Below are 13,757 nucleotides of genomic sequence, written 5' to 3' on the forward strand. Positions count from 1 at the left end.
CAAGAAAGGGAACACCCGGCCCCGCAGGGCCGGGTTCAATTCAATAGATATAGCGGATCTGCTCGGTCCAGAACCGCTCGATCCGGCGGCATTGCAGGTTCACCTGGTCCAGTGGCGGATCCTCCAGCACACCGGACATGGCCAACCCCTCGGCGTGGCGGATGAACAACTGCTGAACCAGTTCGCGAACCGCTTGTCCTTCTGCCGTCAGGCGCACGCGTACCGAACGCCGATCCATGTCGCAGCGTTCGTGATGGACATAGCCCATCGCCACAAGCTTTTTCAGATTATAGCTGACGTTGGATCCCTGATACATGCCGCGCGACCGCAGCTCTCCGGCCGAAACCTCAGCCTCGCCCAGATTGTACAGGATCATTGCCTGCACCGGGGTCAGATCGCCCCGGTGAAGGCGTTCGAATTCGTCCTTGACCAGATCCAGCATCAGCCGGTGCATCCGCTCCAGCAACTGCAGGGATTCCAGATAGGCGTCGGTCATGTCCGACAGGGGCACGTCCAAGACCGTTGGATCGACTGTCGGTTGCTGTTCGCGGGGTGCAGGGGCAAGCATGGCTTCGGGATGTCCTGTCCTGTTCGTCATGAACACTCAATGACAGACAAAAGACAATCTTCGGTTAATCGGACCCCGGACCCGCACCAAGAATGCCGAAATTTTTAGCGATCGGCTGCAAACCGGGTCGCCGCGTGCCGGGCTATGCGGTCCAACATCGGCGCCAGCATCTGCGGCGCGTCGCGAGCAGGACCCTCGCCGATGCGCGCCGTGACCCACAGGTACAGGTCCTGATCGTTCTCGGCCAGCATCCGCTCGTACAGGTCCAGTTCGATTTCCGACAGACCAGCCAGGCAATCGTCGGCAAAGCGGCCCAGAATAAGGTCCATTTCCTTCATGCCGCGCCGCCAGCTGCGCATATGCAGGCGCTTCAGGCGGTGTTCGGGGGTTTCAAGCGTTTCAGCCATGCGACAGTGCTTCCTCCAGACGGTCCACGCGTGCGGCGGCCTCGGCCAGCAGGCGGCGCAGATCGGCCAGCTCGGCGCGCAGGGCCGCCCCCGCGCTTGCGTCTTGCGGTCCCGCACCCTGTCCCGTCAACAGCCAAACAGGGGATACGCCGGTGACCGTGGCGATCCGTCCCATCAGGCTGGCCGTGGGTTCGGCCTGATCGACCTCCCACCCCTCCAGCGTCTCGGGGCGCAGGCCAAGCGCCTCGGCCATGGCGGGAATATCCAGACCCGCGCCTTCGCGCGCAGCGGTCAGGCGGTCGCCAAGGGTCGCCACCGGTTCGGCATAACTGTCGATCATGTCTCTCGTCCTTGTGAGGCGGTGCTGCGAAGCGTATGCCATGCTGGCCGACAGTTCAAACCGACAGAAGCAAGGTGTCTTATGGCGTTCATCTCGGACCGGCTGGCCCGTATCAAACCCTCTCCCACGATGGCGATGACGACCCGCGCGGCGGACCTGCGCGCGCAGGGTCGTGACATCATCAGCCTGTCCGCCGGAGAGCCCGATTTCGACACGCCCCTGAACGTGCGCGACGCGGCCAAGGCCGCGATTGACGCGGGCCACACCCGTTACACCGCCGTGGACGGCACACCCTCGCTGAAACGCGCCATCGCCGAAAAATTCGCGCGCGAAAACGGGCTGAACTATACCACCAGCCAGATCACCGTCGGCACCGGCGGCAAGCAGATCCTCTACAACGCCCTGATGGCGACGCTGGACGACGGTGACGAGGTGATCGTCCCCGCGCCCTACTGGGTCAGCTATCCTGACATGGTGCTGCTGGCGGGCGGATCCCCGGTCATCGTCGAATGCGATCAGACGACCGGGTTCCGCCTGTCCCCCGACGCGTTGGAGGCGGCAATCACGCCGCGGACCAAATGGCTGATCCTGAACTCACCGTCGAACCCGTCGGGTGCCGGCTATGACCGGGCGCAGATGGCGGCGCTGTGCGCGGTGCTGCTGCGTCATCCGCATGTCTGGGTGCTGACGGATGACATCTATGAGCATCTGGTCTTTGACGGTTTCGAATTCTGCACCCCTGCACAGGTCGAACCCCGGCTGAAGGACCGCGTCCTGACCATGAATGGGGTCAGCAAGTCCTATGCCATGACCGGCTGGCGCATCGGCTATGGTGCGGGGCCCGAACCGCTGATCCGGGCGATGGCAAAGCTGCAGTCGCAATCGACCTCGAACCCCTGCTCGATCAGCCAGTACGCTGCCGAGGCCGCGCTGACCGGACCGCAGGATTACATCACCGACAGCCGCGCGGTGTTCCAGCGGCGCCGCGATCTGGTCGTGGCGGGGCTGAACGCCTGCCCGGGGCTGGACTGCCCGGTGCCGCAGGGGGCGTTCTATGTCTATCCGTCGATGGCGAGGCTGATCGGCCGGACCAGCGCCGGCGGCACTTTGATCGACAGCGACGAGGCCTTTGCGAACGCATTGCTGGACGAGACCGGCGTTGCGGTGGTCTTTGGCGCTGCGTTTGGCCTGTCGCCGCATTTCCGCATCTCCTATGCGACAGGTGACGCTGTGCTGAGCGATGCGATGTCACGCATCCGACGCTTTTGCGAGGGCTGCAACTGACACGTCCCGGCTTGCGTTGACCCCGTGAAAGCGAACGCAAGAAGGAGCTGAGAATGTTGCCCCATAATGCCCTGATCGTCGTTGCCGACGGCCACTCTGCCACGCTGTTTCGCAACGTCGCCAAATTCGGGCTGGAGTTGACGGAAACCACCAAGGTCACGCAGGACAGCCTGTCGAACGACGGCGCGCAGATCGACGAAGCATCGCCCAAAGACGATGAAGAGGCGACATTCGCGGCACATCTGTCGCGTTATCTGAACGCCATGGTCCTAAAGAACAAGTTCGAGGATATCGCGATTATCGCCGACCCATCGACCCTTGGCGTCATGCGCAAGCATTATCACAAGGAGCTGCAGCTGAGGCTGCGCAAGGAAATCGCCAAAACGCTGACGAATTCCGACATCCAGACCATCCAGAACAGCCTGTCCTGATCGATTGTAACTGGAAAAAGGGCGCCCCGCATCACGGAGCGCCCGTTCGCATCAAAAGATGCCCAGAACATACAGGATCACGATCACAACGACCGGAACCCCCAGAAACCACGCAAAGAGACCCTTCATCACCGCATCCTCACATTAACTTGAGAGGAACGGCGCCGGGTCCCGCGTGGTTCCCCATCACAGGGCGGTCCAACCGCCGTCGACGCTGATCGTGGTGCCGGTGATCTGGGCCGCAGCATCGCTGCACAGAAACACGGCCGTGTCCCCCAGCTGATCCGTCGTGGCGAACTCTTTGGACGGTTGGCGTTCCAACAGCACCTTTTCGATCACCTCATCCCGATCCATGCCGTATTTTTCCATCGTGTCCGGGATCTGGCTTTCGACCAGTGGGGTCAGCACATATCCGGGGCAGATGGCATTGGCGGTGATCGCCTCGCGCGCGGTTTCCAGACCCGTGACCTTGGTCAGCCCTATGACGCCATGCTTGGCCGCGACATAGGCAGATTTATAGGGGCTGGCCGTCAGCCCGTGCGCGGATGCGATATTGATCACCCTGCCCCATCCCGCCGACCGCATCATCGGCAATGCCGCAGCGGTGGTATGAAACGCGGACGACAGGTTGATTGCCATGATGGCGTCCCATTTCGCGACCGGAAAGTCAGGGATCGCCGCAACATGCTGGATGCCCGCGTTGTTGATCAGGATGTCACAGGCACCCGCCTTTTCGATCAGCGCGCGACAGTCATCGGCTTTGGACATGTCGGCCTGGATATACCGAACTGTCACGCCATGTTCGCGTGCCATCGTATCGGCCAGCGCATGATCCTCGGCAGTGTCGCTGAAGCTGTTCAGCACCACGTCGGCCCCTGCCCTCGCCAGCCGGTCTGCCACGCCCAGCCCGATGCCGGAATTGGACCCGGTGACGATGGCGGTCTTGCCCTTAAGGAATTTCTCGAACATCGGCTGCTCCTTGACGGCCCACGGGGGCGGTTTACAGGCGCAGCATGGGCAAAAAAAAACGCCCGCACAAGGCGGGCGCAAGTTATGAGGCAGGTTTCATACAGGCAAGAAACCTATCGAGCAGTGCCCTATTTATACGCGAGGAACCGCCCGAGTCCAACAGCGATCTTGTCGCCTTGGTTGACGCCCGCTGGTCAAGCCTGTTGATAATGCGGCCAAACAAGAAACGACGGGGCGGCGGGCAATGCGAATCTTCGAAAACCTTAACAAATCCGCGATCAGGGGGGCAGTTCTAGGTATGGCCAGCCTTACCGTCGGTGTTGCATCTATGCCGCTGGCAACCCTTGCTGAACCTGCCCATGGCATTGCAATCTATGGAGAACCTGCTCTGCAACAGGGCTTTGCACACTTGCCCTATGCCAATCCGGACGCGCCAAAAGGTGGTACGATTCGGCTGGCTGAACCGGGTGGGTTCGACAGCCTCAAACCCTGGGTGCTCAAGGGCAACGCGGCGTGGGGCGTGGGTGTCCACGTTACCGAGTCGCTGATGATGCGGTCGATCGACGAACCGTTCAGCCTGTACGGCCTGTTGGCCGAGACGATCGATGTCGCCCCCGACCGGGCCTGGGTCGAGTTCACCCTGCGCGAGGAGGCGCGGTTTTCGGACGGCAGCCCGGTGACCGTCGACGACGTGATCTGGTCCTATGAGACGCTTGGGACACAGGGCCATCCCCGCTATCTGGCGGCCTGGTCGCGGGTCGACCGGATCGAGGCCACCGGCCCGCGCAGCGTTCGGCTGACCTTTGTCGAACCCGACCGCGAACTGTCCCTGCTGATGGGGCTGCGCCCGATTCTGAAAAAGGCCCAGTGGGAGGGGCAGGATTTCGCGGCATCCTCGCTGGAGGCGCCGATCGGCAGCGGTGCCTATATCGTCGATCAGGTGGAACCGGGACGCTCGATCAGCTTTCGCCGAAACCCGGATTACTGGGGCCGCGACCTGCCATTGATGGCCGGGGTGAACAATTTCGACGGCATCCGCTATGACTATTTCGCCGATGCCAATGCCATGTTCGAGGCGTTCAAGGCCGGTGCGGTCACCGTCTGGCGCGAGCTGTCGGCGCAGAAATGGGCCGGCGAATACGGATTTCCGCTGATGACCGACGGACGCGCGGTGCAATCCGAGATCCCGAACGAACGCCCGTCCGGGATCGTGGGGCTGGTGATGAACACCCGAAACCCGGATTTCGCCGACTGGCGCGTGCGGCAGGCGCTGATCGAGATGTTCAATTTCCGGTTCATCAATCAGACCCTGAACGGCGGTGCCGATCCGCGGATCACCTCCTATTTCTCGAACTCGGTTCTGGCGATGCAGGATGGGCCCGCGACGGGTCTGGTGGCCGACCTGCTGACGCCATTTGCGGCCGACCTGCCCCCCGGCACGCTGGACGGCTATGCCCTTCCCCAAGGGTCGGACCGGCCCATGGACCGTGCCGGCGTCCGTCGCGCCATGGCGCTGATGGAGGAGGCCGGCTGGACCGTGCAGGACGGTCAGTTGCGGAACGCGCAGGGCCGCCCCTTCGCCTTCGAGATCCTGCTGAACCAGAACGGCACCGCGATGCGCAGCGGGTCCGAGGTTCAGCAGATCGTGAACATCTATGTCGAGGCGCTGCGCCCCCTGGGCATCACGCCGCGCATCACGATGTTGGATTCGGCACAATATATCGAGCGGACGAACAACTATCAGTTCGACATGACATGGTACGAACGCGGGCTGTCGCTGTCGCCGGGCAGCGAACAGCGCCTGTATTGGGGCCGCGACGGGGTGACCACCCCCGGCACGCGCAACTGGATGGGCATCGACAGCCCCGCGGCTCAGGCCATGATGGACGCGATGGTGGCCGCCGACACGGCGGAGGATTTCACCGCCGCCGTGCAGGCGTTGGACCGGGTGCTGACCGCGGGGCGATATGTGATCCCGGTCAGTTTCTCGCCGATCTCGCGGCTGGCGCATGCCGCAGATCTTAAATACCCAGACGCAATACCCATGTACGGGGATTGGCCGGGCTTTCTGCCCGAAGTCTGGTGGCAGGAGACGAACTGATGCGGATGTTTTGGGTTACAGTAGCGGCTTGCACGATGCTGGCCGGTTGCAACACCGTCGCCGGTGTCGGCGAGGACATTACAGGGACGGCGCGCTGGTTTCAGGGCAGCCTTCCGACAGGAGGTTATTGATGAAGTGGCACCATGTTCAGGAAAACTGGGCGGCCTTCTATGAAGCGATCATCGACAAGTGGCCCGAGGCCGAGGACACCGAGTTGGACGAGATCGACGGCGACCAGCGCGCGTTTGTCGCTTATCTGGTCGAGGTGACCGGCCAGGAGCCCGCCGAGATTCGCGAAGAACTGCGCGAATGGCTTGTCGGAGAGATCCCGTCGGATGTCGTGATGGACCCCGTCCATGACAATCACTCGATCGCTTTGTCCTCAAAGTTCGTCAACGAAGGCGAGGACGAGTTCTCAGACGATGCCCGCTTTGGCGACGACGACAGCGACAAGGAAAGCTGAGGGGACCGGTTCCCTTGGCCGGCAAGCCGGGCGGCCTGTACCGCCCGACTTGTCGCTGCGCCTTGCCGGAAACTACGGGATCACTTTGCATGGCTCCACGACGATCGGGCCGGCAAACCTTAGTTTGAAGGGTCAATGACCGACCCTGTGGCAAAAAGCGGTCCGGTCCATTTAGTACCTTATGCGACGAGCGCACCGTGATCGCGCACAAACGTATTATATTGTCCGCCCAAATCACGTTGGATACCGCGCCCTCACCGGCTGTTCAGCGATCGTGCGATCACGCCCCCCGCGATCAGGGGAGACAAGAGGCTGAACTTTGAACCACGCGAGTGGCAGGCCGCCGCGTCATGACCGCAGCTCAGCGTCCCTTAAGCTCCCCAACTGCCAGCGGCATGAACGCACAGATATGGCCGATCTGACAAAGCACCGGAATGGTCCCCATTTGGGACCAAGGCATGACATGTGTAGGAAATGCCCTCCCATCATTGGGACGCGGGCGAAAGGGCAATGAATACACTCTTCCATGGACAAAACCATTCAGTACCAACGGCACAACGGCTGAAACCTGAAACCCGGGACATCGCAAGATTGCCGAACCGGTCGGTTGAATGACCAGCGCGCAGTTCTGGTCGATTGACAGGTTCGGTCCTTCTGTCGGTCGGTTCGACATATATAGCCGGCGAAAATCAAGCCTGCCGCGTTGATAGCCAGGCACCGGATCCATACAAGACTGAGGATGCAAAACTGCCGCGGAGGGGGGTAATCATGCTGTTCTTCACGGGACGTCTTCGCAACATTCAAGTCGCCTTTGTAGGTTCTATCGCCAGCGTGATGCCCTCGGTTCGAAGGTTCAGTCGGTCACCATCGAACAGCAAGGTTTTCTGCCTGTAACAAGCCGGCCCTATTCGCAATCCTTACATCAGCGGGTAAAGTCGCCGGCATCTTTGACCATATTTCTGCCCCTTGGGCATGGCCGAAGCGTCCGGCAAGTTCCGGTCCATCCCGTCGTGCAACCTTTGCCGGCCCCCCTGGGACCAGCGAATGTTCATGCCTTACTCCGCAGGTTCATTTTTCGAAGTTTTTGACTTGGCGGACAGTGTTGCCATTCCAAAGGGCACCTTGACGTGGCCCAAGCAGCAGAGGTGCATCTCGCGTGTACTTGATCAGGCCAACCAACAGGTCAACGATTCACGCGGGCCTACCTTTTTGGATCCTGACCGGCTGCGTTGCACAATTTGCATGAGGGGTTGATAGCATAAGTCCAGCGTGTTGGCTGGGATGGCGCTTCTACAGGCAGGTGCGGCCCCAAGCCAGGCTGCAGCGATGCAGACCTGTCTTTCGATAACGGTGCTGTTCGGCAAGGCGCTCCGTCTGCACGCTGTCGCGCCGCCAAGGATCGTCACCGAAAACCTCCCATATCGTGGGCCGAAGGGGCAGCTGCACCTGCTGATCGACAACACCTGCGTCAAGGTCGCTAGCGGAGCCGAGTTTCACGCCAGCAAGCCTACTGGTCTCAAACGTTTAGTATGGCGCAGGGTTTATCTGATGATAGATCAGGAAACGCCGAAGATCCGTATTATTGAGATTGATCGGGAGCCGTATCGGTGACGCCCCTGTCCTACCGGATCAGCCGAGCCAGATACCGATTGGCGAAGAAGTCGGTGACCGCCGACGGCACTGGCAGGTTCCACGATGCGGTCCCAGCACGCCGTGCCCAGGCCGCCCTCCCGCGCCGCAAGAACGCGACGCCGTGAAAGGCCATTACCCGATAGCCGTGGCACGAAATGTCGCCCTTCGCGTGGCCGAATATCCTGATCGGGTGCAGGGCGACGACGAAGCGGATACCGCGGCTAGGCTCTGGACCCATTGATTTCAGATTGGCTGCGTGATTCAGGGTTCTGGAAACGGAGCGGTGATATGTCTGATCTCTTCTGGCTGAGCAACGCGCAGATGGCGCGTCTGGAGTCTTGTTTTCCGAAGTCCCACGGCAGGCCAAGGGTCGATGACCGCAGGGCGCTGAGCGGGATTATCTCTATCAACCGCAATGGTTTGTGCTGGCGTGATGCACCTGCGGAATACGGTCCGCACAAGACACTCTACAACCGTTGGAAGCGATGGAGTGACAAGGGCGTCTTTGCCCGGATCGTGGCCGGCCTGGCCGCAGAGTGCCGCGAAAAGAATACCGTCATGATCGACGCGACCGACCTCAAGGCACACCGCACCGTGACCAGCATGGGCGTGAAAAAGGGGGGCGCGGTCGCCTGATCGGTCGGACCAAGGGCGGCATGAACACCAAGCTGCATGCCATTTGTGACAGCCAGGGCCGGCCGTTGAACCTTTTCGTTACCGCCGGGCAGGTCAGCGATTACATCGGCGCGCGGGCGTCCCAGAGCAGCCTGCCGGATGTCGGCTGGCTGCTCGGGGACCGCGGATATGATGCCGACTGGTTCCGAAAAGCGTTGGAAGACAACGGGATACGCGCATGCATCCCGGGGCGCAAGCAGCGCAGGACAACCGTGAAATACGACAAGCGTCGCTCCAAACGCCGCAATCGCATCGAGATCACGTTCGACAGGCTCAAGGACTGGCGGCGTGTCGCAACTCGGTATGACAGGTGCCCCAAGGTCTTCCTCTCGGCGATCGCGCTCGATGCAACCGTTATCTATTGGTTATGAGTCCAGAGCCTAGAGCCGCATCTGGACAACGATACACTACGTGGCACTAGCGGGGGGGCAAGGTGCCGGTCTTTCTCCTCAGGTCGCCGGACTCCGGGTGTGCATCGCCGCCATGAACGGCTTCTGTATGCTTGGCATACACATCACGGAACCTGCGGGATCAGTCCGTCCGATGAACGGTCAGCCCCGGACGTCAGCCGATTATTGCAGCGTAGCCCAAGCCTTGGTTCCCCTGACCGCGTTGCTGGCACTGTCACCTTATGCGGGGCCTGGCGGATCAAAATCACTACCGTGCCGTTCGCGCGATGACGTGCAGAACAATGACGGCTGGCGTTCTTTGCGATACTACATTGCAACAGGTGAATGACCGTCACCGCCACGGCATGTCCCACAGGGCCGCCATCACCGTCATAGCCCGGATGATCGCCTGAATACCAAAGGCTGCTTTGAAAATCAAATTTGGTTCAGCCGACAAGACATTGCAGCGACGGCACGGGATCCGCGTGTCTCCGACGGGCAAATGGGTGCAGCCATGGCTTGAGATTTCACGCCTTATCTGCGACATGCTGCCCACAACCATTCCGTTTGTGGCCAAGGGGACGACCTGATGTCCAGCAGCCTGAAAATCGCCGTCGGCAGCATTCTTGTCGGCTTGATCGTGCTTGGGCTGAAGAGTCTTGCGTGGCATCTGACCGGATCGGTGGCGCTGTTGTCGGATGCGCTGGAAAGCATCGTCAACGTGGCCACTGCGCTTGCGGCGCTGGTCGCCATATCGGTCGCACAACGCCCCGCGGATCAGGCGCACCCCTATGGCCATCACAAGGCAGAATTCCTCAGCGCCGTGCTGGAAGGTGTGCTGATCATCGTCGCCGCCCTGCTGATCCTGCGCGAGGCATGGCACGCCTTTCAGAACCCGCGAGAGATTCAGGCCGCGGGTCTGGGCATGGCAATCAATGCCGGTGCCGGGGTGCTGAACGCGATCTGGTGCGGCGTCCTGATCCGTCAGGGGCGGCGACTGCGATCGCCCGCCCTGGTGGCCGATGGCAAGCACCTCTTGACCGACGTGGTGTCGTCGGGCGGCGTGTTGCTGGGCATCGGCCTGGCGGTTGCGACGGGCTGGTCGTATCTGGACCCGCTGCTGGCGATGCTGGTCGGCGTGAACATCCTGTGGTCGGGATGGAAGGTCATGGCATCGTCGGTGTCGGGCTTGCTGGACGAGGCTGTTCCTGAAAAGACGCTGGCCAAGATCCGCGACATCATCTCGGACAAGGCCAGCGGCGCATTGGAGGCGCATGACCTGCGCACACGCCATGCAGGCGCGGTCACATTCATCGATTTTCATCTGGTCGTGGACGGGCGGACCACGGTGTCGGATGCCCATGACATCTGCGACCGGATCGAGGCCAGCATCAAGGCCAGCCTGCCGGAATCACAGGTCACCATTCATGTCGAACCGGAACACATGGCCAAGCATTCCGGCGTTCTGGTGATCTAGGCCGCCAGTCGCACCCAGACCGGGACGTGGTCGCTTGGCTTTTCGCCGGCTCGGGCGTCGCGGTCCACGCCCGTCTCGATCATCAGATCGGCCGCCTGCGGCGACAGCAACAGATGGTCGATGCGGATGCCGTTGTCGCGCTCCCACGCCCCCGCCTGATAGTCCCAGAAGGTGAACGGCCCCCGCGTGGCCCACGGATCGCGGATGCGTACCGCGTCGGTCCAGCCCTGGTTCACGATGGCCTGGAACGCAGCCCGGCTTTGGGGCAGGAACAGCGCGTCTTCGGTCCAGCGGTCGGGGTGGGCGGCGTCGCGGGGTTCGGGGATGATGTTGTAGTCGCCCAGCATCACCACCGGCATTTCCGACGCCAGCAGGTCGGCCGCGCGCAGGCGCAAACGCTCCATCCAAGCCAGCTTGTAGTCGTATTTCGGCCCCGGCGCGGGGTTGCCGTTGGGCAGGTACAGCCCGGCGATGCGCACGGCCTGCGTGCCGACCACCGTCGCCTCGATATAGCGGGCCTGTTCGTCGGCATCGTCGCCGGGCAGGCCGCGGGTCACGTCCTCCAGCGGCAGGCGTGACAGGATCGCCACCCCGTTGAAGCCCTTTTGGCCGTGGGTTTCCACTTGCCAGCCAAGGTCCTGGAAATGCTCTCGCGGGAAATTCTCGTCCACGGACTTGATTTCCTGTAGCACGACTAGATCGGCATCGGTCGCGGCCAGCCAGTTGGTCAGCGCCTGCATGCGGGCCTTGACGCCGTTGATGTTGAAGCTTGCGATTTTCATGGGCGGCATCTTTAGCGCCGTCGCCGCGTTTGGCAACACGAACCGCAAGGGGGCCGTGATGATCCGACTGCTGATCCTACTGATATTCCTGCCAATGGCCGCCGCCGCGCGCCCGGTCACCGGACTGCTGGAAAAGACCGCCCCCCTGCCCGCGACGATCCCGCTGCAGGTCCGGGCGCCATCGGACATGGATCATGCGATCACGCTGACGGATGCGGACGGCACGCCGGTCATCAGCGCCTATCTGCGCGGCGGGGCGGTGCTGCGGCTGCTGGTGCCACCGGGCGATCACCGGATGACGGTAGCCAGCGGACAGCCGCAGGACTGGCAGGGGCTGCCCGACATGTTCGGTACCCCGGCCGTCACTTTGCCGCACCTGCTGCCGTTTCGCATCGATGGCACCCGCCGCGAGGGGCAGTCGATCACGCTGGACAGGGACGGCAACGCGTTGCGCATAATCGACCGACAGAACCGGGTGGTCTGTCAGCTGGCGGATTGGAATAACACGCAGGTGGTCGAGACGCTGCCGTCAGGAACCCGGTTCCGTTATCTGGAACAACGGCTGGACCCGCGCAGCATCCCCTGTGATTAAATCGAAAAGCTGGTTCCGCAGCCGCAGCTGGCGGTGGCGTTCGGGTTCTCGATCACGAAACGGGCGCCGATCAGTTCGTCGGTGAAATCGATCACCGCGCCGGCCAGATAGGGCAGCGATACTGGATCAACCACGACCGCCTGTCCTGATTTTTCCAGGATCAGGTCGTCGGGTTCGGGCGCGTCCAGACGGATGTCATACTGGAACCCCGAGCACCCGCCGCCCAGCACGGCAACGCGCAGCGGCACCGGGTCCTTGCCCGCATTGATCTGGGACAGGCGGTCATAGGCACGGTCGGTCACTTTGGGCGGCAGGTTCATGGGGCGTTCCCGTTTTCGTCTGGTTGCATCAAATATAGGGTCCGCGGGGTGAACCCGCAAGGAAGGCTGACCCCGTGACCGCACTCGCGCCCTATGCCTGCCAGCCGCAAGACAGCCGCGGGCGTCTGCATGACGAAAGCCTGTCGACCTTTCGTTCGCCCTGGCAGCGCGACCGTGACCGGATCATCCACTCCAGCGCCTTTCGCCGGCTGAAGCATAAAACCCAGGTCTTTGTCGAACATGACGGCGAAGGGTATCGCGGCGACTATTTCCGCACCCGCCTGACCCACACGATCGAGGTCGCGCAGGTCGCCCGCACCATCGCGGGCGCCCTGAACCTGAACACCGACCTGGCCGAGACCGTGGCCCTGGCCCATGATCTGGGCCACCCCCCCTTTGGCCATACCGGAGAAGATGCGCTGTCGGCGCTGATGGCGCCCCACGGCGGCTTCGATCACAACGCGCAGGCGCTGCGCATCGTCACGCGGCTGGAACGGCACTATGCCGATTTCGATGGGCTAAACCTGACGTGGGAAAGCCTGGAGGGCATCGCCAAACATAATGGCCCGATTGTCGGGACAGGCCCGACGGGGGGCCCGGTGACCGGCGACCTGCCCTATGCGCTGTATGACGTGAATGCGCTGTGGGATCTGGAATTGCACACCAATGCCAGCGCCGAGGCGCAGGTGGCAGCCGTCGCCGACGACGTGGCCTATAACCACCACGACCTGCATGACGGATTGCGCGCGGGCCTGTTCACCGAGGCCGATCTGGCGGAACTGCCCGTGATCGGTCCGGCATTCGCCGAGGTCGACCGCCTGTATCCCAATCTGGACCCCACCCGCCGCCGCTATGAGGCGCTGCGCCGCGTGTTCGGCGTCATGGTCGAGGACGTGATCGCCGTCGCCCAGAACCGCCTGACCGCGCTGCAGCCCCGGACGGCCGACGACATCCGTGCGATGGACGGCGCGATCATCCGTTTCTCCAAGCCGCTGTACCAGAACATCAAGGCGATCAAATCCTTTCTGTTCCAGCGGATGTACCGTGCGCCGTCGGTCGTCGTCGAACGCCATCACGTCACCCAGATGCTGAACGACCTGTTCCCGATGTACCTGGACCACCCCGACCGCCTGCCCGACCAGTGGCGCGATGCGGCAGTGCGGCTGAACGATCCGACGGACCGCGCGCGGCTGGTGCTTGATTACGTTGCAGGCATGACCGACCGCTATGCGATTACGGAACATCAACGCCTGGTTGGCCCTCAATCCTGAACCTTGGATGGTGTTGCCGCGTTGAGCGCGCAACACTGACCCAAGAAAAGGATTGA

General features: G+C 62.2%; 15 protein-coding genes. 9 read left to right on the forward strand and 6 right to left on the reverse strand.

Features of this window, described 5'->3' with window-relative positions; genetic code table 11:
- Nucleotides 1-40: 40 nt before the first annotated feature.
- The 3 genes from ACJJVR_RS15960 to ACJJVR_RS15970 all read right to left on the reverse strand — a co-directional run bounded on the left by ACJJVR_RS15960 (nucleotide 41) and on the right by ACJJVR_RS15970 (nucleotide 1,315).
- Nucleotides 41-496, reverse strand: a complete 456-nt coding sequence (locus ACJJVR_RS15960) for a MarR family winged helix-turn-helix transcriptional regulator (protein WP_405406480.1) — start codon at nucleotides 494-496, stop codon at nucleotides 41-43.
- Between the two features lie 176 nt (nucleotides 497-672).
- The gene (locus tag ACJJVR_RS15965; RefSeq protein WP_405406032.1) at nucleotides 673-975 is read right to left on the reverse strand and encodes a succinate dehydrogenase assembly factor 2; all 303 of its coding nucleotides are present in this window, start codon (nucleotides 973-975) and stop codon (nucleotides 673-675) included.
- Nucleotides 968-1,315: a helix-turn-helix transcriptional regulator gene (locus tag ACJJVR_RS15970; RefSeq protein WP_405406034.1), complete on the reverse strand. Its 348-nt coding sequence runs from the start codon at nucleotides 1,313-1,315 to the stop codon at nucleotides 968-970. The genes ACJJVR_RS15965 and ACJJVR_RS15970 overlap by 8 nt, the downstream gene beginning before the upstream one ends.
- An 81-nt stretch (nucleotides 1,316-1,396) precedes the next feature.
- Here ACJJVR_RS15970 and ACJJVR_RS15975 point away from each other — a divergent pair, with 81 nt between their 5' ends.
- The gene (locus ACJJVR_RS15975) at nucleotides 1,397-2,599 is read left to right on the forward strand and encodes a pyridoxal phosphate-dependent aminotransferase (RefSeq protein WP_405406036.1); all 1,203 of its coding nucleotides are present in this window, start codon (nucleotides 1,397-1,399) and stop codon (nucleotides 2,597-2,599) included.
- Nucleotides 2,600-2,652: 53 nt separating this feature from the next.
- Nucleotides 2,653-3,030, forward strand: coding sequence for a host attachment family protein (locus tag ACJJVR_RS15980; RefSeq protein ID WP_405406038.1), 378 nt, complete (start codon nucleotides 2,653-2,655; stop codon nucleotides 3,028-3,030).
- Nucleotides 3,031-3,216: 186 nt separating this feature from the next.
- Here the strand turns inward: ACJJVR_RS15980 and ACJJVR_RS15985 are convergent, their stop codons facing one another.
- Entirely contained in the window at nucleotides 3,217-3,999 is a 783-nt protein-coding gene (locus ACJJVR_RS15985; RefSeq protein ID WP_405406039.1) for a 3-hydroxybutyrate dehydrogenase, read from the reverse strand.
- Between the two features lie 244 nt (nucleotides 4,000-4,243).
- Here ACJJVR_RS15985 and ACJJVR_RS15990 point away from each other — a divergent pair, with 244 nt between their 5' ends.
- From ACJJVR_RS15990 to ACJJVR_RS16010, 5 genes are all read left to right on the forward strand, one after another.
- Nucleotides 4,244-6,100 carry an extracellular solute-binding protein gene (locus ACJJVR_RS15990; protein WP_405406041.1) on the forward strand — a complete coding sequence of 619 codons (1,857 nt, stop codon included), beginning with the start codon at nucleotides 4,244-4,246 and terminating at the stop codon, nucleotides 6,098-6,100.
- A 130-nt stretch (nucleotides 6,101-6,230) separates the two neighbouring features.
- A complete protein-coding gene (locus tag ACJJVR_RS15995; protein ID WP_405406043.1) occupies nucleotides 6,231-6,563 on the forward strand; it encodes a hypothetical protein in 333 nt (110 codons plus the stop codon).
- A 1,326-nt stretch (nucleotides 6,564-7,889) separates the two neighbouring features.
- Nucleotides 7,890-8,174, forward strand: coding sequence for a hypothetical protein (locus ACJJVR_RS16000; RefSeq protein ID WP_405406045.1), 285 nt, complete (start codon nucleotides 7,890-7,892; stop codon nucleotides 8,172-8,174).
- Between the two features lie 309 nt (nucleotides 8,175-8,483).
- Nucleotides 8,484-9,241, forward strand: a protein-coding gene (locus ACJJVR_RS16005) for an IS5 family transposase (protein ID WP_405406046.1) whose coding sequence is annotated in 2 segments (ribosomal slippage) — nucleotides 8,484-8,805 and nucleotides 8,805-9,241 — 759 coding nt in all. Because the reading frame shifts where the segments join, the coding sequence is not laid out codon by codon here.
- 607 nt (nucleotides 9,242-9,848) lie between these two features.
- Nucleotides 9,849-10,736, forward strand: a complete 888-nt coding sequence (locus tag ACJJVR_RS16010; protein WP_405406048.1) for a cation diffusion facilitator family transporter — start codon at nucleotides 9,849-9,851, stop codon at nucleotides 10,734-10,736.
- Here ACJJVR_RS16010 and xth read toward each other — a convergent pair.
- Nucleotides 10,733-11,518: an exodeoxyribonuclease III gene (gene xth, locus ACJJVR_RS16015; protein ID WP_405406050.1), complete on the reverse strand. Its 786-nt coding sequence runs from the start codon at nucleotides 11,516-11,518 to the stop codon at nucleotides 10,733-10,735. The two genes, ACJJVR_RS16010 and xth, sit on opposite strands and share 4 nt — an antisense overlap.
- On the opposite strand from xth, the gene ACJJVR_RS16020 reads away from it, so the two are divergent.
- Nucleotides 11,517-12,110, forward strand: coding sequence for a hypothetical protein (locus ACJJVR_RS16020; protein ID WP_405406052.1), 594 nt, complete (start codon nucleotides 11,517-11,519; stop codon nucleotides 12,108-12,110). The genes xth and ACJJVR_RS16020 overlap by 2 nt on opposite strands.
- Here the strand turns inward: ACJJVR_RS16020 and ACJJVR_RS16025 are convergent.
- Nucleotides 12,107-12,430: a HesB/IscA family protein gene (locus tag ACJJVR_RS16025; protein ID WP_405406053.1), complete on the reverse strand. Its 324-nt coding sequence runs from the start codon at nucleotides 12,428-12,430 to the stop codon at nucleotides 12,107-12,109. The two genes, ACJJVR_RS16020 and ACJJVR_RS16025, sit on opposite strands and share 4 nt — an antisense overlap.
- A 74-nt stretch (nucleotides 12,431-12,504) precedes the next feature.
- On the opposite strand from ACJJVR_RS16025, the gene ACJJVR_RS16030 reads away from it, so the two are divergent.
- A complete protein-coding gene (locus ACJJVR_RS16030; protein WP_405406055.1) occupies nucleotides 12,505-13,701 on the forward strand; it encodes a deoxyguanosinetriphosphate triphosphohydrolase in 1,197 nt (398 codons plus the stop codon).
- Nucleotides 13,702-13,757 lie beyond the last annotated feature (56 nt).

Source organism: Paracoccus sp. Ld10, assembly GCF_045064235.1.
Lineage (GTDB): Bacteria > Pseudomonadota > Alphaproteobacteria > Rhodobacterales > Rhodobacteraceae > Paracoccus.

Coding starts and splice junctions, on each gene's coding strand:
- ACJJVR_RS15960 (WP_405406480.1), bottom strand. CDS start 496: ATGACCGACGCCTATCTGGAATCCCTGCAGTTGCTGGAGCGGATGCAC.
- ACJJVR_RS15965 (WP_405406032.1), bottom strand. CDS start 975: ATGGCTGAAACGCTTGAAACCCCCGAACACCGCCTGAAGCGCCTGCAT.
- ACJJVR_RS15970 (WP_405406034.1), bottom strand. CDS start 1,315: ATGATCGACAGTTATGCCGAACCGGTGGCGACCCTTGGCGACCGCCTG.
- ACJJVR_RS15975 (WP_405406036.1), top strand. CDS start 1,397: ATGGCGTTCATCTCGGACCGGCTGGCCCGTATCAAACCCTCTCCCACG.
- ACJJVR_RS15980 (WP_405406038.1), top strand. CDS start 2,653: ATGTTGCCCCATAATGCCCTGATCGTCGTTGCCGACGGCCACTCTGCC.
- ACJJVR_RS15985 (WP_405406039.1), bottom strand. CDS start 3,999: ATGTTCGAGAAATTCCTTAAGGGCAAGACCGCCATCGTCACCGGGTCC.
- ACJJVR_RS15990 (WP_405406041.1), top strand. CDS start 4,244: ATGCGAATCTTCGAAAACCTTAACAAATCCGCGATCAGGGGGGCAGTT.
- ACJJVR_RS15995 (WP_405406043.1), top strand. CDS start 6,231: ATGAAGTGGCACCATGTTCAGGAAAACTGGGCGGCCTTCTATGAAGCG.
- ACJJVR_RS16000 (WP_405406045.1), top strand. CDS start 7,890: ATGCAGACCTGTCTTTCGATAACGGTGCTGTTCGGCAAGGCGCTCCGT.
- ACJJVR_RS16010 (WP_405406048.1), top strand. CDS start 9,849: ATGTCCAGCAGCCTGAAAATCGCCGTCGGCAGCATTCTTGTCGGCTTG.
- ACJJVR_RS16020 (WP_405406052.1), top strand. CDS start 11,517: ATGGGCGGCATCTTTAGCGCCGTCGCCGCGTTTGGCAACACGAACCGC.
- xth (WP_405406050.1), bottom strand. CDS start 11,518: ATGAAAATCGCAAGCTTCAACATCAACGGCGTCAAGGCCCGCATGCAG.
- ACJJVR_RS16025 (WP_405406053.1), bottom strand. CDS start 12,430: ATGAACCTGCCGCCCAAAGTGACCGACCGTGCCTATGACCGCCTGTCC.